Below are 21513 nucleotides of genomic sequence, written 5' to 3'. Positions count from 1 at the left end.
TCACGGCACGGCGATAAGAGCCGCGCCAACCTTGCGGTTTTCGGCGAGCAAGATGTTGTACGTCCGCGCGGCGGCCCCGGTCTGCATCACGTCAAGACCGATCCGCGCCTCGCGGAAGCGAGCCCGCAGCCTCTCCGGAAACGCGGCAACATCGAGCCCCGTCCCCAGGAGCAGCAATTCGAGGGCGTCGCCCTCGCCGAAGATGGGAGCGAGGGTCTCATCGTTCACATCCTCGAAGGAGACGACTGGCCACGCGCGCACCCCTGACGGCAGGACGAGGATCGAGCCACGATGGGACATGTCCGCGAAGCGAAAGCCGCCATTGCCATAAGCGTCGATGGGATAACGCCCCGGCACAAACCCATCATGGAGGCGGCGGCCTTCGCTCATCGTCTTACTCCGCCGGAGCGACCTTTCCCTCCAGCGCCTTCGCAGGCTCGGAACTCCGCAGGCCGATATAGATCAGCATCGGAGACGAGATGAAGATGGCCGAGTAGGTACAGATGGCGACGCCCGACAGCATCACCTGCGCGAAGCTTTCGATCGCCCGTCCCCCGAAGATCACGAGCGCCAGAAGAGACAGCGCCGTGGTCGCAGAGGTCATCACCGTGCGCGACATCGTGGTGTTGATCGAAAGATTCAACAATTCCTTCGTCGGCATGGTTTTGTAGCGGCGCATCAATTCACGCGTCCGGTCGAACACCACGACCGTCTCGTTCAGCGAATAGCCGACGATGGTCAGGATCGCCGCAATCGAGGTCATGTTGAACTCGTGCTGCGTGACCACGAAGAAGCCGATCGTCAGAACGATGTCGTGCAACGTGCCTATGATCGCGCCCAGCGCCAGTTCCCGCTCGAAACGGAACCAGAGATAGAACAGGACCGCGATCACCGCGAGGATGATGCCGATGGTGCCCGACTGAACAAGCTCGCCCGAGACACGCGGCCCGACGGTCTCAACCCGACGGAACTCATACTCGTTGCTGAACGTATCGCGAGCTTTCTGCACGACCGCGCTCTGCGCCGCCTCGCCGCCTGGCTGGATGGCGAAGCGTAGCGACACACCGCCCGCCGTGCCGAACTCCTGCACCTCAACGTCGCCGAAGCCGAAGGATTCGGACGACTTGCGGATCTTTGCGACGTCGGCATGCCCTGACTTCGCCTGCAACTCCATGAGCGTGCCGCCCCTGAAGTCGATGCCGAAATTGAGGCCGATGGTCATCAGCAGCACCACTGTCAGCACCGACATGAAAGCCGACAGCGGGAAGGAATAGCGCCGCAGGCGCATGAAGTCGAAATGGGAGTGTTCCGGCCAGATCCGAAGAAGACGCATGACGGAAACTCCTTAGAACGGAAGGGCTTTGGGACGAGCCCAATGATACCAGACCGCAATCATCATGCGCGTCAGGGTGACGGCGGTGATGACGGTGGTGAGGATGCCAAGAATGAACACGACGGCGAAGCCGCGAACCGGGCCCGATCCCAGGAAGAACAGGATCACCGCCGCAATGGCCATGGTGCTGTTGGAATCGACGATGGTCGCGAAGGCGCGCTCGAAGCCCGCCTGGATGCCGGAGACGATGGATCGCCCGGAATGCACTTCCTCGCGGATGCGCTCATAGATCAGCACGTTCGAGTCGACCGCCGTGCCGATGGTGAGCACGATGCCGGCGATGCCCGGCAGCGTCAGTGTCGCCTCGAGCACCGACATCAGGCCGAAGATCAGGCCGACATGGACGAGAAGCGCGATGTTCGCGAACAGGCCGAAGAGGCCATAGGTCATGAACATGAACACGACGACGAGGACGGTCGCCACATAGGTGGCCATTTTACCGGCCTGGATCGAATCCTGTCCCAGGCCCGGCCCGACCGTGCGCTCTTCGACTACCGTCAGCTTGGCGGGCAGCGCGCCGGCACGGAGAAGAACGGAGAGATCGTTGACCTGCTGCACCGTGAAGCGGCCCGAGATCATGCCGGAACCGCCTGTGATGGCGGATTGAATCGTCGGCGCGGAGACAACCTCGTTATCGAGAACGATCGCCAGCGAGCGGCCGATGTTTTCCGTCGTCGCCTGGCCGAAGCGCTGCGCGCCGCGAATGTTGAAGCGGAAATTGACGATCGGCTCGTTGGTGCGGCTGTCGAAGGACGGCTGGGCATCGATCAGATCCCCGCCTTCCGCGATCACGCGGCGCTCCACCGGAACCTTCTGCCCGCCCGCATCCTTCATGGGAAGCATGTCGACGTCGGTGGCACCCTGCTGGGCGAGAAGGCGGAACTCGAGCTTCGCGGTCTTGCCGAGCAGCTCCTTCAGGCGCTGCGGGTCCTGCAGTCCGGGAACCTGGACAAGGATGCGGTCGGCGCCCTGGCGCTGGATGCTCGGCTCCGTGGTGCCGGTCACGTCGATACGGCGGCGGATGACTTCGATAGCCTGCTCGGTGGCGCGGCGCACCTTCTCGTTCACGCCGGCATCCGTGTAGATCATGGTGATCAGGCCGTCGGGCGTGCTCGTCACCTCGATGTCGCGGGTGCCGCCCTGGCCGATCACGGCGTTGCCGATGGGCTGGGCCAGCTCACGCAGCTTCGGCAGAAGCTTCTCGCGTTCCGCGGCGTCCGGCACGCGGATCTGCACGCCGCGCGGCAGCAACTGAATGCCGCCCTGCGGCGAAACGCGGGTCTCACGCAGCACGCGACGGACGTCGTCGCGCAACTGCGTGGTCTGGGTGCGCAGGAGGTCCGGCACGTCCACTTCGAGCAGGACGTGCGAACCGCCCTGAAGGTCGAGGCCGAGCACGATGGCGCGTGACGGAACGAGCCAGGAAGGCACCCAGCTCGGCAGCGAGTTCTGGAACGCCTCGCGTTGTTCGCGGCTCATCATGCTCGGAACAGCGAGAAGCAGACCGATGACGATAACCGCCATGGTGGCGATTACCTTCGACCTCGAATAGCGCAGCATCGTCAGCTCAACCTTTCTAGAACCTGATCGCGGTTTCTCGACGCACGGTCAGAATCTAAGCCATTGATACCGCATGATTTTATCAGAAAACCGGATTCCATTTTTCTGAATCATGCTCTAGAGCGGAAACGCGCCGACTGACCGTCGCCGCGCCCCGCCCTGTCTTAGTCGTTCAAGCGCGACCGGGTCGCGCTTTCAGGAACCAGCCAGCTTTTTTAAGCCTTGACCGGCTCGGTCTTGGTACGCACCTCGGAGATCATGGCGCGGGCGACCTTGACCTTCACGTTGTCGGCGATTTCGACCTCGATGTCGGCGGAATCCTCGAGGACCTTTGTTACCTTGCCGATGATGCCACCGGAGGTCACGATCGTGTCACCGCGGCGAACGTTCTTGATCATCTCCTGATGGGTCTTCACCCGGCGCTGCTGCGGACGGATGATAAGGAACCACATGATGACGAAGATGAGGATGAACGGAACGAATTGAAGGATCATATCCGTTCCGCCCCCGGCGGGGGCCCCTTGCGCGAAGGCTGGCGAAATGAACAAGCGGCTCTCCATGGATAAAGGCGCGAGGCAGGCAGGGAGCGCCCACCCGCGCCAAACGGGACTAGAAGCGGGCGGACTATACCCATCGACTCCACGAAATCAATGAAGTTACGGGGATTTCCAAAGGCCGCGTCGATGGACGCTGCCAAGCTTCCACGGTAATCAACCTCATTCCCGGCTTTGAGAGCGTCATGTCCCACACTCCGTCCGACCCTATTACGGCCCTCACATCCCCCGAATCCCAGGCATTTCTGAAGCGCATCGCTGACGCTTTGGAGCGTCTTGCGCCCCCTGCAACGACCCAGGCCGATTTCCTGGCGGCGGACGCTTTCGTCTGGCAGGCGGCCGCGCGGCGGCTCTCGCCGGTGCCCAAGGTGAACCGGGTAGAGATGAGTCTGTTGCGCGGAATCGACCGGGTACGGGATACCTTGGCCGAGAACACCCACCGTTTCGCGACTGGGCTGCCTGCCAACAACGCCCTTCTCTGGGGCGCGCGGGGCATGGGCAAGTCCTCGCTGGTGAAGGCGGTCCACGCGGAGATCAACCAGACGCGTTCCTCCGATTCGCGGGCGCTCAAGCTGATCGAGATCCACCGCGAGGACATCGAGACCCTGCCCGATCTCATGGGGCTCCTGCGCTCTGATCCGCATCGTTTCATCATCTTCTGCGACGACCTCTCCTTCGACGCCGACGATACGTCCTACAAATCCCTGAAGGCCGTGCTCGAAGGCGGCATCGAAGGGCGTCCCGACAACGTGATCTTCTATGCTACGTCCAATCGCCGCCACCTGCTGCCGCGCGACATGATGGATAACGAGCGTTCGACGGCGATCAATCCCGGTGAGGCGGTTGAGGAGAAAGTTTCCCTGTCCGACCGCTTCGGCCTCTGGCTCGGTTTTCACAAATGCAGCCAGGACGAATATCTCGACATGGTCTTCGCCTATGTCGGCCATCTTGGCCTCAAGGGCGAGCGGGAGGCCATCCGCGCCGAGGCGCTGGAATGGGCGACCACACGCGGCGCGCGCTCCGGCCGCACCGCCTGGCAGTTCATCCAGGATCTCGCCGGACGGCTGGGCCAGGCTATCTAGAACGTACTCTCCCCGTCACTCCGGGGGCGCGTCAGCGAGGGCCCGGAAATGACAGTGACATGCCCGAAAAAGAAAAAGGGACGGCAGCTGAGCTCTGCCGTCCCCTTCTTATGATCAGCTTCGGGTCTCGAAGGCCGATCGGAAACAAATTGGTTTTAGCCGCCGAGATGCTTGATCGGATCGACCGGGGTCGAGCCCTTGCGGATCTCGAAGTGGATCTGTGGCGAGGTCACGTTGCCGGTCTGGCCGGAGGTGGCGATCACCTGCCCGCGCTTCACCTGCTCGCCGCGCTTCACGTTGAGCGAACCGTTATGGGCATAGGCCGAGACGAAGCCGTTCTCGTGGCGGATGAGGACGAGGTTGCCGTAGCCCTTCACTTCGCTGCCGGCATAGGTGACCGTTCCGGCCTCTGCGGCCTTGACCGGCGTTCCTTCCGGAACGGCGATGTTGATGCCCTCGTTGCCGCCATTCGCGCCGAAACCGGCGATGACGCGGCCACGGGCGGGCCAGCGGAAATCACCGGACACGCTGGCGGTCTGATCGGGGTCCTGGGCCGAAGCCTTGGCGACTTCCGGCTGCGGAGCAATGGCGGCAGGCTTCACGGGTTGAGGCTCGACGACGGCCGCCACCTTCGGTGTTTCCACGGGCTTCGGCGCGGAGACGAGCGGCTGGGCGGGAGCCGCAGCCATGGCGGCCGGGGCCATGGGAGCCGTTGGCGCGGTCGACGCCATGCCTGGACGAATGCGCTTGCCAGGATCAACCGGCTCGGGCGTCGCCGTCGCGGGCGTCTTGGAGCTGTCGACGAAACGCAGCTTGCCTTGCCCGGCGGGAGTAGGTTGGGCAGCGGGGGCAGCCGTCCCGGACCGGATCTGCATAGGAGCAGCCGCGACCTGAGAGCCGCCGGCGTTGTAAACTGGGATCACGAGGCGTTGGCCGCGAACCACCTGGTTCGCGCTCGACAGCCCACTTGCCGCCAGAATGGCGCTCGCGGGCACGCCGTAGCGCTGAGAAATCATGTTGAGATTGTCGTTGTTGCCGACCGTGATCTGCGTACCGCCGGCGGCCGACCAGCCGCTCGATGCCGCCGGAGCCGCCGCAACCCGACCAGGCTGGGACAGAGGCTGAGCCTGCACCGGGGGAAGCGCCTGAGATTGAATGGGAGCCGTCGGCACGGAGGCAACGACCGGCTGCGATTGGACAGGAGCAGCAGGTGCGCTCGCGGCCACCCTGTCACTGGAAGCGAAAGGATTGGAGAACGGCGTCTCTGCAAACCGGATCGTGTCGGAACTACAAGCCGCCACCGCGCCGCCGATCAAGCTCATAAGAGCGATCCGCGATACAGCAATCCAATGCCCAGAACCCACACCCAGACGCATGACACAACCCCAACCGAACGCAACTCGATGGGGTCATTAAAAACCTATTCAGGTTAAGCAACCGTTGCTGCCCTGAATTTTGTCGTAACCTTGATGTCAAATTTTTTCGCCAAGGTCACAAGGTGGACGCAATGCCCGAGACGAGAGGTGACAGGCGCAAGGTTGCCCCGAGCTCCTGACGAAGCTCACCGTCTTCGAGCCGGTCGACGCGGACAAGGCGCGGCAGGCCGTCGACGGTAAGCGCCCCGACCAGACGGCCGCCCGGACCGAGAAGCGACGTGACCGCGCTCGGGATTTCAGCTCCCGCGCCATTCAGGAGAATACGGTCGAAGCGCTCACGCGGACGGGTCGCCAGGCCGTCGCCGATTTCGATCCGCACCTTGCCCGCTTCCACGATCCTGAGATGCTGCGCGGCGCTCTCGGCCAGGGTGTTGAAACGCTCGACGGAATGAACCTCCGCGCCGAGCTTGGCGAGAACGGCCGTCACGTAGCCGCTACCGGTCCCGACTTCGAGAACACGTTGTCCTTGGCCCACGCCGAGCGCGACAAGCATCGCGGCGACCGTGCCGGGCGAGGTCATGGTCTGCCCGCAGGGGAGCGGCAAGGCCACGTCGGTGCGGGACAGATCGGTGAAGCGACGCGGCGCGAAAACCTCGCGCGGCACCAGCTCCATCGCCCGCAGCACCGCCGTGTCGCGAATACCCCGCGCCCGCAAGGACAGGATGAAGGAGGCAACACCGATGGCCTCCTCTTCCCAGTGATCCGCGCCGGGAAAGAGTGGCAGATCGATCTGTCCTGGTCGCGGCGGGGCTCCGGTCATTGCTCCTGCTTCGTCCTCATTCGAAGGCCTGTGCGTAACGCGTCAGGGTCGGCTCGTCGGTCATGTCGATCCGAAGCGGCGTCACGGCGATCCGCCGGTTCGCGATAGCCCAGAGATCGGTGCCGTTGCTCGGGGTGAAGGGACGGCGCTCAAAGGCGATCCAGTAATAGGGATTGCCGCGCCCATCCTCGCGCTTGTCGAGGCGCAGAAGCTCCTGCGTGCGCTGGCCCTGATTGACGATAGCCACCCCTTCAACCTCCTCCGGCTCGGCGTCCGGGAAGTTCACATTGACGAGCACGCCTTTCTCGATGCCGGCCTCGAGGATCCTACGCACGACTTTCGGGCCGTGCTCCTCGGCACAATGCCACTTGAGCGAATTGCGATTGCCCGCGCCATAGGCCTGAGAGAGCGCGATGGAAGGAACGCCGAGAAGCGTCCCCTCGATGGCTCCGGCGACCGTGCCGGAATAGCTCACATCCTCGGCAACGTTCTGCCCCCGGTTCACCCCAGAGAGCACCAGATCAGGCTTATGCTCGCGCATGAGCTGGCGGATGCCCATGATGACGCAATCGGTCGGCGTGCCTTTCACCGCGAAATGGCGGTCGGAAATTTCGCGCAAGCGCAGCGGATCGTTGAGCGAGAGCGAGTGCGACACGCCGCTCTGATCCGTCTCCGGCGCAACGACCCACACATCATCGGAGAGCGCCCGCGCGATGGCCTCCAGGGTTTGCAGACCCGGTGCGTGGATGCCGTCGTCGTTGGTGCAGAGAATGCGCATGTCAGGCTTGCCGCTCGATGCGGGTCATGCCGCCCATATAGGGCTGCAGGACCGTCGGGACGGTCACGCTGCCATCCTCGTTCTGATAGTTCTCCAGCACCGCGACCAGGGTCCGGCCGACTGCGAGGCCGGAGCCGTTGAGGGTATGCACGAAACGCGGGCCCTTGCCGTCGGCGGGACGGTAGCGGGCATTCATGCGGCGGGCCTGGAAATCCGAGCAGACCGAGCAGCTCGAAATCTCGCGATACATCCCCTGCCCCGGCAGCCAGACTTCGATGTCGTAGGTCTTGGTCGAGGCAAAGCCCATGTCGCCTGTGCAGAGCGTCATGGTGCGGAACGGCAGATCGAGCTTCTTCAGCACGTTCTCCGCGCTGGTGAGCATGCGCTCATGCTCTTGCGCCGAGGTCTCCGGCGTCGCAATCGAGACCAGTTCGCATTTCACGAATTGATGCTGGCGGATCATGCCGCGCGTGTCGCGACCGGCGGAGCCCGCCTCGGCGCGGAAGCTCGGCGTCAGAGCCGTGAAGCGGAGCGGAAGCTCCTCTTCCGAGAGGATCAGCTCGCGTACGAGATTGGTGAGCGTCACCTCGGCGGTCGGGATCAGGCCATAACGCGCCTCGTGGATCGCCTTCTGCAGCGTCTCGCGGGTAGCCTGTCCGTCAAGTGCCGACGCCACGAACTGCTCCAGCGCCGAGCCCGGGAAAGCCCAGAACTGATCGTCCTCGAATTTCGGCAATTGCGCCGTGCCGAACATGGCTTCGTCGCGCACCAGCAGCGGCGGATTGACCTCGGTATAGCCATGCTCATTGGTATGCAGATCGATCATGAACTGGCCGAGAGCGCGTTCCAGGCGCGCAAGTCCGCCCTTCAGGACGACGAAACGCGAGCCCGAGAGCTTTGCGGCGGTCTCGAAATCCATGAGCCCCATCGCCTCGCCGATCTCGAAATGCTGCTTGGCGGCGGCGAGGTTCTTCGGATTGCCGAAGCGGTGACGCTCCACGTTGCCGTGTTCGTCGCTGCCGACCGGCACATCCGCCTTCGGGATGTTCGGGATGGCGGCGAGACGCGTTTCCAGCTCCCCTCCGACCTCGCGCTCTTCCTGCTCGAGCTGGGGGATGCTCTCTTTCAGGCGAGCGACCTCGGCCATCAGCTCCTGCGCCCGGGCCTCGTCCTTCTGCGCCTTGGCCTGGCCGATCTCCTTGGAGAAGCTGTTGCGGCGCTCAAGGGCGGCCTGGAGCGCGGAGACGGCGCTCTTGCGGCGGTCGTCGAGCGCGATCAGCTGCGCAGACAGGGGCTCCATGCCCCGGTTACGGAGGCCTTGATCGAAAGCCGCGGGATTCTCGCGGATGGAACGAATGTCATGCATGGGAAAGGACCGTGCTTCCAGACGCGGTCCTGTCCTCAAGAAACACGACCGCCCTTATCATTATGCCAAGGTTTGCGGTCAGTGGCGAAGGCTTCTTTGCCTAACCGGCTGCCGCGCGCGCGGCCTCGGCTTCCGCACGCTTCTTCTCGACCATGCGGACGGAGAAGATGGACGCCTCGTAAAGAAGCAAGGTGGGGATCGCAAGGGCGAACTGGCTGATCACGTCGGGCGGGGTCAGCACCGCCGCGAGAATGAACACGATGACAATCGCGTAGCGGCGCTTGTCCTTGAGGAACTGCGAATCGATGATCCCGGCCCGCGCCAGCAGGGTCAGAACGACCGGAAGCTGGAAGCAGATGCCGAAGGCGAAGATCAGGGTCATGATGAGCGAGAGATATTCGCTGACCTTGGGCAGGAACTCGATGCTGGGAGAGGTGTCGGTCGCAAGCTGCTGCATGCCAACCGAAAAGCGCATGAGCAGAGGCATCGCGACGAAATACACGCAGGCCGCCCCGATCGCGAACAAGACCGGCGTCGCAATCAGATAAGGCACGAAGGCCCGGCGCTCGTTCTTGTAGAGCCCCGGCGCGACGAACTTGTAGATCTGCATCGCGATGATCGGAAAGGCGAGGAAACCCGCGCCAAAAACCGCCACCTGGATTTGGGTGAACAGGTATTCGAGGCCGTGGGTATAGACGAGATGGGCCTTCTCGGGCGAGCCGACCGCCAGGACGTAAGGCCATACGAGCGCGTTGTAGATATACTTCGCCCCCGCGAAGCAGATGAAGAACATCACCACAAACGCGATCAGCGCCCGGATCAGGCGGGCGCGCAATTCGGTCAGATGCTCGATCAGAGGCGCACGCGATGCCTCGACCTCATCCTCTTCGACATTGGTCATCAGGTTATCGCGTCCGGTTTTTCTTGAGAGGGCGCAGGGGCAGCGGCTTGCTTGGCAGCTTCGGCTTCCCGCCGCAAGGATTCGGCGATCAGCTCGGCCGGGTCTTCGAGAGGCGGCAGCGACGGGACGGGCAGCTCGGCGATAGGCTCTTCTGGCGCGGGTGCGCCTGCGGCAGTGGTCTCCGCGACCGCGTCCGAAGGCGCCTTGTCAGTCGCGGTGACCGGAGCTTCGACCGCCGTCTTCAACTCGTCGCGAATGGTCTGGATCGGGTTGAACCCCTTGTTCATCGACGAGACGGAGTCGTTCATGCCCTGAAGCTGCTGCTTGACGTCGTCAAGCTCGGCCTCGCGCATGGCTTCCTGAAACTGGCCTTGGAACTCAGCCGCCATGCGGCGAATTTTGCCCGTGACTTGGCCCACCGTGCGCAGGGCGCGCGGCAAGTCCTTCGGGCCAATGACGATCAGCGCAACACCGCCGATCACCAAGACCTCACCCCAGCTCATGTCAAACATGGCGTGGCCCCGACCCTACCTTCGTGAAAGCCGCACCGAGCGGTTTGCTGCCGATCAGCCGACTTTGTGATCCGACGTCGTCGAGGTCGTTGTCGTCGCCGTGGACTGGTTGTCCAGAGAGCGGACGGGCTCGGACGGCTGAGCCGGGGTCGCCGCCGCGGCTGTATCCTCTTCGGACATGCCCTTCTTGAAGGCTTTGATGCCCTTCGCGACATCGCCCATCATGTCGGAAATCTTGCCACGTCCGAACATCAGGACGATGAGCAGACCCACGACGATCCAATGCCAAATGCTAGCGCCACCCATGGCAATCCTCCTGCGCCGTGTCCGGCGCGGCTACTAAACTCGAATGTGCGGCCAACCTAGGCATCGGACGCTGCGAAAACAAGAACATCCTTCGGGTCGATCTCAATCCCGACGTCCTGTCCTTCCTTGACTCCCACGGGATCGTGAACCCGCGCCTGAAGCGGCCGATCCACGCCTTGAACGCCAATATGGACCAGTTCGACCTCTCCGAGAAAGCGGCGAGATACCACACGCCCGGGCAGACAGAAACCCGAAGGCTTCAATCTCAAGCCTTGCGGGCGAATGCAGACGACCGCCGGACCATCTTTCAGATGCGGAGCAGCAAAGATTCCGACGGGACAACTGACCTGCCCGTTGCGCACGGTTCCCTTGATTTCATTGAAATCGCAGAAGAACCGCGCTGCGAATAGATTCGCAGGATTCCGGTAAATATCCTCCGACCGTCCCTGCTGAATGATCCGGCCCGCGCGCATCAGGACGATGCGGTCGGCAATCCGCATCGCCTCTTCCGGATCGTGGGTCACGACGATGGTCGTGGCTCCGGTTTCACGCAGGATGGCCACGGTCTCGTCACGGATCGCATCGCGCATACGCTTGTCGAGATTGGAGAACGGTTCGTCCATCAACAGCACGCCCGGTCGCGGCGCGATGGATCGCGCCAAGGCGACCCGCTGCTGCTCACCGCCGGAGAGCGTATGCGGAAACTCGTTGGCGAAATTTTCCAGCCCCACGCGGGACAAGGCGCGTCGAGCCGCAATATCCGCCTCGGCGGCTGACAGATCCTTGAGGCCGAACTTCACGTTCTGGAGAATCGTCAGGTGCGGAAAGAGTGCGTAATCCTGAAACATCAGGCCGATGCCGCGCCGCTCCGGCTCCAAGAAGGCGTTCGGCCCGCTGACCTCCAGGCGATCCATCAAAACCCGGCCGGAGGTCGGCGCCTCGACCCCCGCCGCGATCCGCAGCAGCGTGGTCTTGCCGCAACCCGAATGGCCGAGAAGGCAGACGAGCTCTCCGGGCTCGACAGTCAGCGAAACCCCGTCCAGCACGCGCTGGTCGCCATAAACCTGAACGATATTCTCGAACGAAAGCTGCGCCGGGATCGAGGCCCCCGCCGTCCCACGCTGCCCCCACCGTGGCAGCCGAAACCGATCTCGTGCTGGTGCCGGATTTGCGGTCATTCCTCGCCCGCTTCGCTTTCGTCCATGTCCAGGGGAATGAACAGGTCGTCCTGATCAAGCGGGTCTTCGTCCGGGCGAAGCGCATTGTCGTCAGAGGGCACCGGCACGGACAGGTCGGACGGCACGCGCCCTTCCAGGAAGCCCGCGCCCTTCAGTTCCTCGAGGCCCGGCAGATCATCGATGGCGTCGAGGCCGAAATGGTTCAGGAATCCCGGCGTCGTGCCGTAAGTCACCGGCCGTCCCGGCGCGCGGCGGCGGCCTCGCAGCCGGATCCAGCCCGTTTCAAGCAAGGTATCGAGTGTGCCCTTCGAGGTGGCCACGCCACGGATTTCCTCGATCTCGGCCCGCGTCACGGGCTGGTGGTAGGCGATGATGGCCAGGGTCTCCATGGCGGCGCGGGACAACTTGCGCTGCTCCACCACATCGCGGGCGAGCACGAAGGACAGGTCGCTGGCAGTCCGGAACGCCCAGCGCCCCGCGACACGGACAAGGTTGACGCCTCGGCTTGCGTAGATGGAGGAGAGATCCTCAAGAATTCTTTCGACATCGGCCCCTTCCGGAAGACGCCCGGTCAGTTCCTCGACGCTCAAGGGTTCGGCTGAGGCGAACAGGAGAGCCTCGGCGATGCGCAGGGCCTCGCCGTGATCGGGGACATGGACGACCTCCGAGGTCTCCACGTCCATCGCTTCAATTGCTTCTTCCATATCAGGCTCCTGCCTCGGCTGGATCCGCGACGGGTTTCACCCAGACCGGCGCGAAAGCTTCATCCTGCCGGACGGAGAGTTTCCCCTCTCGCACCATCTCGAGGGTCGCGGACAAGGCCGAGGCCAGCACGGTCGGCCGCATCGCGGGCTCGACCATGAACTCGACAAGATAGGTATCAAGGGTCACCCAGTCGCTGAGGTGGCCCACAAGGCGCTCCAGGGCTTCCCGCGCATCGACCAGCGACCAGACGGTCCGCTTGTGCAGGGAAACCCTCGCGTTGAACTGAATTTGGCGCTGGCGGGCGTAAGCCGCAAGCAGATCGTACAGGGTCGCCTCATAGTGCGAATCCCTGTGGATGACGACCGGTTCCGGCGCGCCGCGCGCAAAGACGTCGCGGCCCAGCAAATTGCGCTCGCCAAGTTTCTTGGCGACTTCCCGGATGGCTTCGAGGCGGCGCAGGCGCAGGGCGAGCGCGGTCGCCAGTTCCTCGGCACTCGGTTCCTCACCCTTCGGCGGCTCGGGCAGCAGGAGGCGCGACTTGAGATAGGCGAGCCAGGCCGCCATGACCAGATAGTCCGCCGCAAGCTCCAGGCGCATGCGGCGCGCCGCTTCGATGAACACGAGATATTGCTCGGCCAGAGCCAGGATCGAGATGCGGTGCAGATCGACCTTCTGACGACGGGCGAGCTCGAGCAGCAGGTCGAGCGGCCCCTCGAAGCCGTCCACATCGACCAGAAGCGCAGGCTCGTCGTCGCCCCGCTCGGTGGGCGCGACGTCCTCAAAGGGTAAGGTCTTCGCCATGCTGCTACTCAAACTCAATCGGAGAGCAGCTTACGCCACCATCGCGAGCGCAGCGTCAAGTCTTGCGCGGGCATCCACAGGATCCAGCGGCTCCGGCTCATGGCGAATGCGCGAAAGGGCCGCATCGGCCCGGCGCAAGGCGTCGCCCTCCAGGAGGGGGGTCGCTTCCGCGACCGCGGTCATTTCCTCCATCTTGCCGTTGCAATGGAGGGCCATGTCGCAGCCGGCAGCGAAAGCCGCTTCCGCCCGCTCCCGGAGGGTGCCTGAAAGCGCCTGCATGGACAGATCATCCGTCATGACGAGGCCGTCATAACCAATATGGCCTCGGATGATGTCTTTCATGATGGTCGGCGAGGTCGTTGCAGGCCTGTCCGGATCGAGCGCCGTGTAGACCACATGGGCCGTCATCGCGAGGGGCATGTCGGTCATCATCCGGAACGGCGCGAAATCGTGGGTTTCCAACTCCTTACGGGTGGCTTCGACAACGGGAAGCGACAAATGGCTGTCCGCTCCCGCCCGGCCGTGGCCCGGCATGTGCTTGATCACCGGCAGGACGCCGCCGGCAAGAAGTCCCTCGGCCGCCGCCCGTCCCAGCACCGCGACGCGCTCGGGTGTGCGGCCATAGGCCCGGTCACCGATGACGTCGTGCGCGCCGGGCGACGGCACATCCAACACGGGCAGGCAATCCACCGTAATGCCGACGGAGCGCAGATCGTGCGCGATCAGCCGTGCCCCGAGCCGCGCGATCTCGCGCTGGACGAGAGGATCGTTGGCATGAACCTGTCCGTAAAAGCGCCCTGAAGGGTATTTCGGCCAATGAGGCGGCCCCATGCGCTGGACCCGCCCCCCTTCCTGGTCGATGAGAATGGGAGCATCCGCCCGGCCCACGGTCTCGCGCAAAGCGTGGCAGAGGGCCTTCACCTGAGCCGGGTTGTCGATGTTGCGCCGGAACAGAATGAAGCCCCAGGGCGCGGCGTCCTTGAAGAAGGCGACCTCGTCAGGGGTGAGCTCGTGGCTGGAGCAGCCAGCAATAAAGGCGCGGGTGATCATTCCCGCGCCTTACGTTCCCTGCGAAGCAGGGTCAAGAAGTCCTGATTCCTTGAGTTTCGCATGAGCCGGACGGACAACCGGTTTTCACTTGTCCTGACCATGCTCTCGCTAACGCTAGTTCTTGGCAACGAAGCACTGGCCGCCCTGCCCCTGCAGCTTCGTGCAGAGGGAGGAGGCCTCGTCCCGCGACATGGGACCCACGCGGACGCGATAGACAGTGTTGCCATTGACCTCGGCCTTGCGGATCATCGGCGGCGCGCCGTCCAGGTCGTCGAACTTCTTCTGCAGTTGCTGGAAAGCCGTCTGCGCTTCGCCTTCCGAACCGCGGACAGCAAGCTGAACCGAATAACCACCCGTTCCGGTCACCTCCGAAGCGGCGGACGGTGCGGGGACCATCGGCTGAGCGGACGCGACCTTCTGGAGAGCCTGAGCAGTGGCCGGGGTCGCTGCTGCGGCAGCGGGCTTCTGGGCAGGCGTCGCAGGGGCGGCAACCGGGGTGCCGGCGGCAGGCTTCGGCTGAGCCGCGGGCGTCGCAACAGGTACCATCGGCATCGCGGGAGCCGCCTGAGCAGCGGCGGGCAGTGCCATCGCCGGCGGCGCGACAGGGGCGCTCGCCGGACGAGTCGCGGCAGCATCAGGACGAACCGTCGAGCCGTCAGGGCGGACCGTCGAGCCATCGGGACGGATCGAAACCGTGCGAACCTTGCGCGGCTCGCCGAGGTTCAGACTATTTGCGGCAGGGGCTGTGGCGCCGGTGGCCTCTGCAGACGCCCCATTCATCCGCGCGACCTGTTTCACATCGACCGGCTGTTCGTCACGGCTGACGACCTTGGTCTCCGCGTTCGGGTTGGCGCGCTCGTAAATCTGTTTGTTCTGGTTCGGGATTTCGACGCCGCCCGGATTTTGCGGCTGCACCTTGATCGGCTCATTCGTCGCCTTGATCAGGGGGGGCTGACCACCCGTGACGGCGCCGGACTTGCCGTTCAGGACATAGGCGCCACCAATTCCAATGACGGCGGCCCCGATCACGGCGCCAATGGCGATGAAGCCTTTGCGGGAGCGGCGCTTTTCCACGGGCTCATAGTCCATCGACTCGGCCTGCTCATAGCCGGCAGCGGCGGGATGGTGCTGCGCATTGTCGTCGTAATAACCCTGGTCGTAGGCCGGGTCGGCATAGGCCTCGTGCCCCTGCGACGGCGCGGCAGCCTGATAGGCGTAAGCCGGCTCGCTCGCACGGGATTCGACCTGTTGATACTGATCGAGATCAAATGCGGAAGCACCGTGTCCAGCCTGCCGCGCCTGAGGCTGAGCGGACCGAGGCGCGGACCGAACCTCCTCGCGGGTGGCGAAAAGATCGTCCAGGCCGGAACCGGCCTGGCTCCGCGGACGGCCGGCGGCGTCAGTCGCCAGAAGAGACTGGAAGGGATCGTCCTGCCCGACGATTCGGGCAAGCTCCGCCAGCGGATCGCTCCGCCCGGCGGAGGCCGATTGAGAGGGGGCGCCTTGCGCCTGGGCGAGTTGCCGCTCGATCTCGGTGAGATCGACGGCAAAACGGGGCTTCACTGATTCGCTCATTGCGCCGGACCTCCGGTAACCCCGACGCGAGCGACCATCGCCCCGTCGGTACGACGTTACAGCACCCCGGCACAGACGCTTGGAAGCGGTTGATCCGCTTCAAAACGCTAGCGCATTTCGTCGGGTGCTGTGACGCCCAGAATTGTGAGGCCAGAAGCGAGCACGCCCTTAAGGGCATGCACGAGAGCGAGCCTCGCTTGAGTTGAATCTTTATTAGTTTGATTAACAAAACGTAATTGCGGCAAGTCTTTGCCCTTGTTCCACAGAGAATGGAACGCGCTCGCGAGGTCGTAGAGGTAGAACGCGACCCGGTGCGGCTCATGGGCCTCGGCGGCGGATTCCACCATACGCGGGAACTGTGCGATCCGATGAATCAGGTCAGTTTCGGCCTCGTCGCTGAGAACGGAAAGATCCGCCTTTTCAAGTTCTTCCGGCGAGAACTTCGCGTCAGGGAAAGCCTCTCCTGCCTGCCGGAAAACCGATGCGCAACGGGCATGGGCATACTGCACATAGAAGACCGGATTGTCCTTGGACTGCTCCACGACCTTGGCCAGATCGAAGTCCAGGGTGGCGTCATTTTTCCGGAAAATCATCATGAATCGGACCGCATCCCGGCCCACTTCATCCACAACATCCCTCAGCGTCACAAAGTCGCCGGCTCGCTTGGACATCTTCACCGGCTCTCCGCCGCGCAGAAGTTTGACAAGCTGGCAGAGCTTTACATCGAGATCGCCCTTGTTGCCGGTGACAGCCTTCACCGCCGCCTGCATCCGCTTCACGTAGCCGCCGTGATCCGCGCCCCAGACGTCGATCATGGTGGCGAAGCCGCGCTCGAACTTGGAGCGGTGATAGGCGATGTCGGAGGCGAAATAGGTGAAGGAACCATCCGACTTCAGGAGCGGACGATCGACTTCGTCACCGAAGGCGGTGGCGCGGAAGAGGAGTTGCTCACGATCCTCCCAATCATCGTCCTTCTGGCCCTTGGGGGGCGGCAGACGGCCCATATAGACAAGGTCGCGCGCTTTCATCTCGGCGATGGTCTTCGCGACCTCACCGCCATCCCCTTCCTGCAGGGAACGCTCCGAGAAGAACACGTCGTGGTGGATGTTCAGCGCCGCGAGATCCGTGCGGATCATGTCCATCATCATGTCGATAGAGAGATCGCGGACGAATGGCAGCCATTCGGCTTCCGGCTTGTCGAGAAGGCTCGGGCCGTGATCGCGCGCGAGACGCTCGCCGACCGGCTTGAGGTAATCGCCCGGATAGAGCCCCTCCGGAATCGCTCCGATTTCCTGGCCCAGGGCCTCCTTGTAGCGGAGGAAGGCGGAACGGGCGAGAACATCGACCTGCGCGCCCGCATCGTTGATGTAGTATTCGCGCGCTACCTTGTAGCCCGCGAAGGCGAGCAATGCGGAGAGCGCATCGCCAAACACAGCGCCACGGCCATGGCCCACATGCATCGGCCCGGTCGGATTGGCGGAGACGAACTCCACGTTGACGGGCGTGCCCGCCCCCTGCCCGCTCCGGCCAAAGCCTTCGCTGTCGATGACGGCGGCGCGCAGCACCTCATGCAGAACTTCAGGCGCGAGCCGAAGGTTGATGAAGCCGGGTCCGGCCACATCCACCTTGATGACGCGCGGGTCGTTCTGGAGATCGGCGACGAGAAGATCAGCCAGAGCACGCGGGTTCATGCGCGCTTCCTTGGCCAGCACCATGGCGGCGTTCGTGGCGAGATCGCCATGGGACGGATCGCGCGGCGGCTCGACGACCACGCGGCTCGCATCGAGCCCCGATGGTATCTTGCCTGCCTCGGCCAGACGGCCAAGCGCATCCGCCACCCGCTTCTCAAACAACGCGAAAATGTTCATGGTACTTTATCTCGATGGGGCAACTAGCCCTTAAAATCTTTGGCGCGCCTAACGCAAGTCGGGGGTTACGTCAAACAGCCGTCGGTGTTCAAGGATCGCGTAACGGTCCGTCATGCCGGCGATATAGTCCGCCACGCGGCGCGCGAGACGGGTTTCGTCGTCCGTTGGGAGGTCCGCCCGCCACTCTTCCGGCATTGCCAGAGGATCGGCCTTGAACCGCCGGAAAAGGTCGCGCAGCACGTCGTCCGCCTGCCGCCGAACCTCCATCACCTTGGGGTGGCGATACATGTGGACATAGAGGAACCGCTTGAGCGCCGCCTCCGCCTCCCGCGTCGCCGGTGAAAAACAGATCGTCGTCTCCCTCGCATGACGGATATCGGCGGCGGAAGCGGGCGCGAGGGCCGCGAGCCTGCGGTCGCTTTCCGCCACCACATCCTCCACGAAGCGGGTGATGACCCGGCGGGTCAGTTCGTGGATGCGCCGAGACAGGTCAAGCCCCGGGTAGCGCTCGTCGATTTCTCGCAGCAGCGCCTCAAGGAACGGAACCTCGCGCAGGTCCTCGATCCGGAACAGCCCGGCCCGGAGGCCGTCATCGATGTCGTGAGCGTCGTAAGCAATATCGTCCGCAATCGCCGCCGCTTGGGCCTCGGCGCTGGCATAGGTCGCCAGTTCGAGATCCTGCAGGGTGTTGTATTCCAGAATTGCCAACGGAACACCTCGCTCGGCATAGCGCGGCATCGGCCTGCCCTCGGCGTCGAGAAGCGGGCCGTTATGCTTGACCAGACCCTCCAGGGTTTCCCAGGTCAGGTTGAGCCCATCATAATCCGCGTAGCGCCGCTCCAGGCGGGTGACGACCCGAAGCGCCTGGGCGTTGTGGTCGAACCCGCCAAACGCCCGCATGCATTCGTCGAGGGTGTCCTCGCCGGTGTGGCCAAAGGGCGTGTGGCCCAGATCGTGTGACAGGGCCAGCGCCTCCGCCAGATCTTCGTCGAGACCCAGCGAGCGGGCGAGAGCGCGGGCGATCTGGCTGACTTCGATGGTATGGGTCAGCCGTGTGCGGAAATGATCGCCCTCGTGATAGACGAAAACCTGAGTCTTGTGCTTGAGCCGCCGGAAGGCCGAGGAATGGATGATCCGGTCCCGGTCGCGCTGAAATTCGCTCCGGGTCGGGGAGATCGCCTCGGGATAAAGCCGTCCCCGGCTTGAGCCTGGATCGCAGGCATAGGGGGCTCGCCATCGTTCGCCAAAAGGCCGCACGGGTTATCCTCGGGTTGAAGGCTTGTCAGCGGGCACTTACCTTGCTCTTAAGAGCTTGTCCAAGATAACGTCTTGTCGTCGAGTGGATACAGGAATGTCCGAAATCACCCTGACTGAACGTGCCGCCCGCCGCATCAACGAGATCATGGCCTCGGAGCCGACGGGCTCGATGCTCAGAATCAGCGTCAATGGAGGCGGCTGTTCGGGCTTCCAATACGCCTTCGACGTGGACCGGGCGCGGCAGGACGACGATCTCGTCATCGAGCGGGACGGCGCGGCAGTCCTCGTGGATCAAGTCTCGATCCAGTATATGGACGGCTCCGTGATCGATTTCGTGGATGACCTGATCGGGCAGTCTTTCAAGATCGAGAACCCCCACGCCATCGCCTCCTGCGGCTGCGGCACGTCGTTTTCGCTTTAGTTTCGGTTTTTATTCTCGGTCCCTCTCCCGATTTCCTTTGCGTCAGGATATGAGGCATCAGGCCTTTGTGCCGGCTTCGGGGGAATGTAATGCGGCTTCTTCATCGTTCTGGCATCTGCGCATTGGCGTTGATTGCGGGCTCTGCCGCGCTGCAGTTCGAGCCCGCTGTCATGCGGGATCTTGCCTTCGAAAGCGGCAGCCAGCGCATCGCGGTCGGAGCCGTCAGGGTTCCCTTGTGGAGCGCGGCCTGGGCCCAGGCCACGGACACGGTCAGCCTGGAAAACGTCAGCTTCGCCATCGGGGCTGCCACCTACGAGGCCAAGCGCATCGATCTGTCGGGCGTCACCTCTTCGCGTACGGATGTTGAAGCCCTCTTTTCGTCAACCTCCACCGAACCCGTCTCGAGCCGCCTGAGCCGCATCGGCGCCAAGCAGATCACGCTTCCCGAGTTGCGGATGAAACAGAAGTTAGGCGCGGAATCCCAGGTCGCGACCTATAAGAACGTGGTCCTCAAGGATGTCGTGGGCGGCCGAATTGCAACGGCAACGGCGGACACGACGGGGGTGGAATCGACCAGCGCGAAGACGAAACTCGTCATCAGCTATGGCCGATTGTCGATCAGCGACCTCGACATGCCCGCTTACGCGAAGCTCTTCGAAACCAGGGCGGAGGCGGCATCCGGCCCGCTGAACAAAATTCACGGTGCTTTCGCCGCTGAAAACATCGACCTGATCGACGGCGAAGGCACGAATGTCCGGGTCGCCCGCATCAGCGGCCGGGACTTCATGGCACGGCCGACCAAGGATTCCTGGGCCGACAACATCGCTCTCATCACCCAACTGGGCGACAAGGACGACCTTCCTTCCGAAGATCAAGTGCGGCTGATCAGAACCGTCGCCGACCTGTTGAGCGCGTTCGATTTCGGTCAAGCGGAGGCGACCGGCATCGTGGTGAAAGGCGGATCAAAGGCGAAAGACGCCGATTTGACTGCCCGCTTCAATCGGGTGGCCTATACAAGCGCCACCAGCTCTCAGCCGGCGGATGCGCGCCTTGAAGGGAGTGAGTTCGCCGACAAGGATGGAAGCGTCAAGATCGAGACGATCAGCCTGACCGGCTTCTCCTTCGCCGCGATGTTCGAGACCCTCAAGAAGTTCGACGTGAAGGCGCTCAAAGACCCGGATGCCACGACAATACGCGCCATGATCCCGACCTGGGGCACGATGCACATTTCGGGCGTGGATATCGATGTCCCCGCGGAAAAGGGCAAGAAATCCGAACGGGTGAAACTCGGGTTCAAGGATTTCGAGCTGACCGCCGACAAGCCGTTCAATGGCGTCCCGACCAACATCAAGCTCGGACTGCAGAACCTCACCATGGCCCTGCCATCGAGCAGCAAGGAAGAGGGTATCAGCGATCTCATCGCCCTCGGCTACAAGAACCTGGACCTATCCTTCCTTCTCTCGGCGCTCTGGAATGGCGCGACCGAAGAGCTGAGCATCCGCGAATATTCGTTGCGGGGGCAGGACATGGGCAGCGTTTCCCTGACCGGCGTATTCGGCGGGATGACGAAGGATATCTTTGATTCAGACATTGCCATCGCCTCGGTCGCACTCATCGGGGCGAAAGCAAAATCGCTCGATATTACAATCGAGAACAAGGGGCTGTTCGAGCGCTATCTGGCGAAAGCCGCCAAGGAGCAGAAGACCAAGCCAGACGCACTGCGCGCCACCTATGGCACAGCCGCAGCGCTCGCCCTTCCCTCCATCATCGGGAGCTCGGATCAGGCTAAAGTCGTCACCCGGGCGATTGCCCGCTTCGTCGCCAAGCCCGGACGGTTGACGATCCATGCGACATCAAAGGACCCCAGCGGTCTCGGCTTGGCCGACATTATCGCGATGCCCGAACCAGCGGACGCCTTCGAGCAGGTGAATGTCATCGCGAAGGCGGAGTAAAGCCAAGGCTGCCCCGGCACCGCAGGCGCGTCATTCCGGGGCGCGAAGCGAGCCCGGA

At 63.4% G+C, this 21513-nt stretch carries 21 protein-coding genes; 3 read left to right on the top strand and 18 right to left on the bottom strand.

All coding sequences use genetic code 11. The features are described from left to right. The 4 genes from I2H38_RS03250 to yajC form a co-directional block, all read right to left on the bottom strand. Window positions 1–390 (bottom strand): Mth938-like domain-containing protein, encoded by a 390-nt coding sequence (locus tag I2H38_RS03250; RefSeq protein WP_196270348.1) that lies wholly within the window; start codon window positions 388–390, stop codon window positions 1–3. A gap of 4 nt (window positions 391–394) precedes the next feature. Further along, a complete protein-coding gene (secF, locus tag I2H38_RS03245; RefSeq protein ID WP_196270347.1) occupies window positions 395–1333 on the bottom strand; it encodes a protein translocase subunit SecF in 939 nt (312 codons plus the stop codon). A 12-nt stretch (window positions 1334–1345) separates the two neighbouring features. Then, window positions 1346–2953, bottom strand: coding sequence for a protein translocase subunit SecD (gene secD, locus I2H38_RS03240; protein WP_196270346.1), 1608 nt, complete (start codon window positions 2951–2953; stop codon window positions 1346–1348). Window positions 2954–3168: 215 nt separating this feature from the next. Next, window positions 3169–3513 (bottom strand): preprotein translocase subunit YajC, encoded by a 345-nt coding sequence (gene yajC, locus I2H38_RS03235; RefSeq protein ID WP_267875935.1) that lies wholly within the window; start codon window positions 3511–3513, stop codon window positions 3169–3171. 179 nt (window positions 3514–3692) lie between these two features. Between yajC and I2H38_RS03230 the strand changes: the two genes are divergently transcribed. Beyond that, window positions 3693–4589, top strand: coding sequence for an ATP-binding protein (locus tag I2H38_RS03230; RefSeq protein ID WP_196270344.1), 897 nt, complete (start codon window positions 3693–3695; stop codon window positions 4587–4589). Between the two features lie 155 nt (window positions 4590–4744). On the opposite strand, the gene I2H38_RS03225 is transcribed toward I2H38_RS03230, so the two are convergent. From I2H38_RS03225 to I2H38_RS03160, 14 genes are all read right to left on the bottom strand, one after another. Next, window positions 4745–5911: a peptidoglycan DD-metalloendopeptidase family protein gene (locus I2H38_RS03225; protein WP_229426501.1), complete on the bottom strand. Its 1167-nt coding sequence runs from the start codon at window positions 5909–5911 to the stop codon at window positions 4745–4747. A 169-nt stretch (window positions 5912–6080) separates the two neighbouring features. Then, on the bottom strand, window positions 6081–6785 hold the full coding sequence (locus I2H38_RS03220) for a protein-L-isoaspartate O-methyltransferase family protein (protein ID WP_196270342.1): 705 nt from the start codon (window positions 6783–6785) through the stop codon (window positions 6081–6083). A 16-nt stretch (window positions 6786–6801) separates the two neighbouring features. Further along, on the bottom strand, window positions 6802–7563 hold the full coding sequence (gene surE / locus I2H38_RS03215) for a 5'/3'-nucleotidase SurE (RefSeq protein ID WP_196270341.1): 762 nt from the start codon (window positions 7561–7563) through the stop codon (window positions 6802–6804). Window position 7564: 1 nt separating this feature from the next. Further along, window positions 7565–8929: a serine--tRNA ligase gene (gene serS, locus I2H38_RS03210; protein WP_196270340.1), complete on the bottom strand. Its 1365-nt coding sequence runs from the start codon at window positions 8927–8929 to the stop codon at window positions 7565–7567. A gap of 100 nt (window positions 8930–9029) precedes the next feature. After that, entirely contained in the window at window positions 9030–9830 is an 801-nt protein-coding gene (gene tatC / locus I2H38_RS03205; RefSeq protein ID WP_407664003.1) for a twin-arginine translocase subunit TatC, read from the bottom strand. Beyond that, a complete protein-coding gene (tatB, locus tag I2H38_RS03200) occupies window positions 9830–10342 on the bottom strand; it encodes a Sec-independent protein translocase protein TatB (protein WP_196270339.1) in 513 nt (170 codons plus the stop codon). Before tatB ends, tatC begins: the two co-directional genes overlap by 1 nt. Window positions 10343–10396: 54 nt before the next feature. Then, window positions 10397–10648, bottom strand: coding sequence for a twin-arginine translocase TatA/TatE family subunit (locus I2H38_RS03195; protein ID WP_196270338.1), 252 nt, complete (start codon window positions 10646–10648; stop codon window positions 10397–10399). Window positions 10649–10704: 56 nt separating this feature from the next. Further along, window positions 10705–11826 carry an ABC transporter ATP-binding protein gene (locus I2H38_RS03190; RefSeq protein ID WP_196270337.1) on the bottom strand — a complete coding sequence of 374 codons (1122 nt, stop codon included), beginning with the start codon at window positions 11824–11826 and terminating at the stop codon, window positions 10705–10707. Beyond that, window positions 11823–12509: an SMC-Scp complex subunit ScpB gene (gene scpB, locus I2H38_RS03185; RefSeq protein ID WP_229426546.1), complete on the bottom strand. Its 687-nt coding sequence runs from the start codon at window positions 12507–12509 to the stop codon at window positions 11823–11825. Before scpB ends, I2H38_RS03190 begins: the two co-directional genes overlap by 4 nt. Window positions 12510–12531: 22 nt before the next feature. Continuing rightward, on the bottom strand, window positions 12532–13332 hold the full coding sequence (locus I2H38_RS03180; RefSeq protein ID WP_196270335.1) for a segregation and condensation protein A: 801 nt from the start codon (window positions 13330–13332) through the stop codon (window positions 12532–12534). Between the two features lie 30 nt (window positions 13333–13362). Continuing rightward, on the bottom strand, window positions 13363–14382 hold the full coding sequence (gene nagZ, locus I2H38_RS03175; RefSeq protein WP_196270334.1) for a beta-N-acetylhexosaminidase: 1020 nt from the start codon (window positions 14380–14382) through the stop codon (window positions 13363–13365). A gap of 114 nt (window positions 14383–14496) precedes the next feature. Further along, the gene (locus I2H38_RS03170; RefSeq protein WP_210324650.1) at window positions 14497–15957 is read right to left on the bottom strand and encodes an SPOR domain-containing protein; all 1461 of its coding nucleotides are present in this window, start codon (window positions 15955–15957) and stop codon (window positions 14497–14499) included. A gap of 107 nt (window positions 15958–16064) precedes the next feature. Further along, window positions 16065–17825 (bottom strand): arginine--tRNA ligase, encoded by a 1761-nt coding sequence (argS, locus tag I2H38_RS03165; RefSeq protein ID WP_196270332.1) that lies wholly within the window; start codon window positions 17823–17825, stop codon window positions 16065–16067. Between the two features lie 48 nt (window positions 17826–17873). After that, window positions 17874–19082, bottom strand: coding sequence for a deoxyguanosinetriphosphate triphosphohydrolase (locus I2H38_RS03160; RefSeq protein WP_196270331.1), 1209 nt, complete (start codon window positions 19080–19082; stop codon window positions 17874–17876). 94 nt (window positions 19083–19176) lie between these two features. Between I2H38_RS03160 and erpA the strand changes: the two genes are divergently transcribed. Continuing rightward, on the top strand, window positions 19177–19503 hold the full coding sequence (gene erpA / locus I2H38_RS03155) for an iron-sulfur cluster insertion protein ErpA (protein ID WP_196270330.1): 327 nt from the start codon (window positions 19177–19179) through the stop codon (window positions 19501–19503). A gap of 89 nt (window positions 19504–19592) precedes the next feature. Beyond that, window positions 19593–21455, top strand: a complete 1863-nt coding sequence (locus tag I2H38_RS03150; RefSeq protein ID WP_196270329.1) for a hypothetical protein — start codon at window positions 19593–19595, stop codon at window positions 21453–21455. Window positions 21456–21513: the final 58 nt, after the last annotated feature.

It is taken from the genome of Microvirga alba (assembly GCF_015694465.1).
GTDB lineage: Bacteria > Pseudomonadota > Alphaproteobacteria > Rhizobiales > Beijerinckiaceae > Microvirga > Microvirga alba.
Note: the sequence above shows the minus strand (reverse complement) of the source record. Positions and strands in the feature narration are given on the sequence as shown.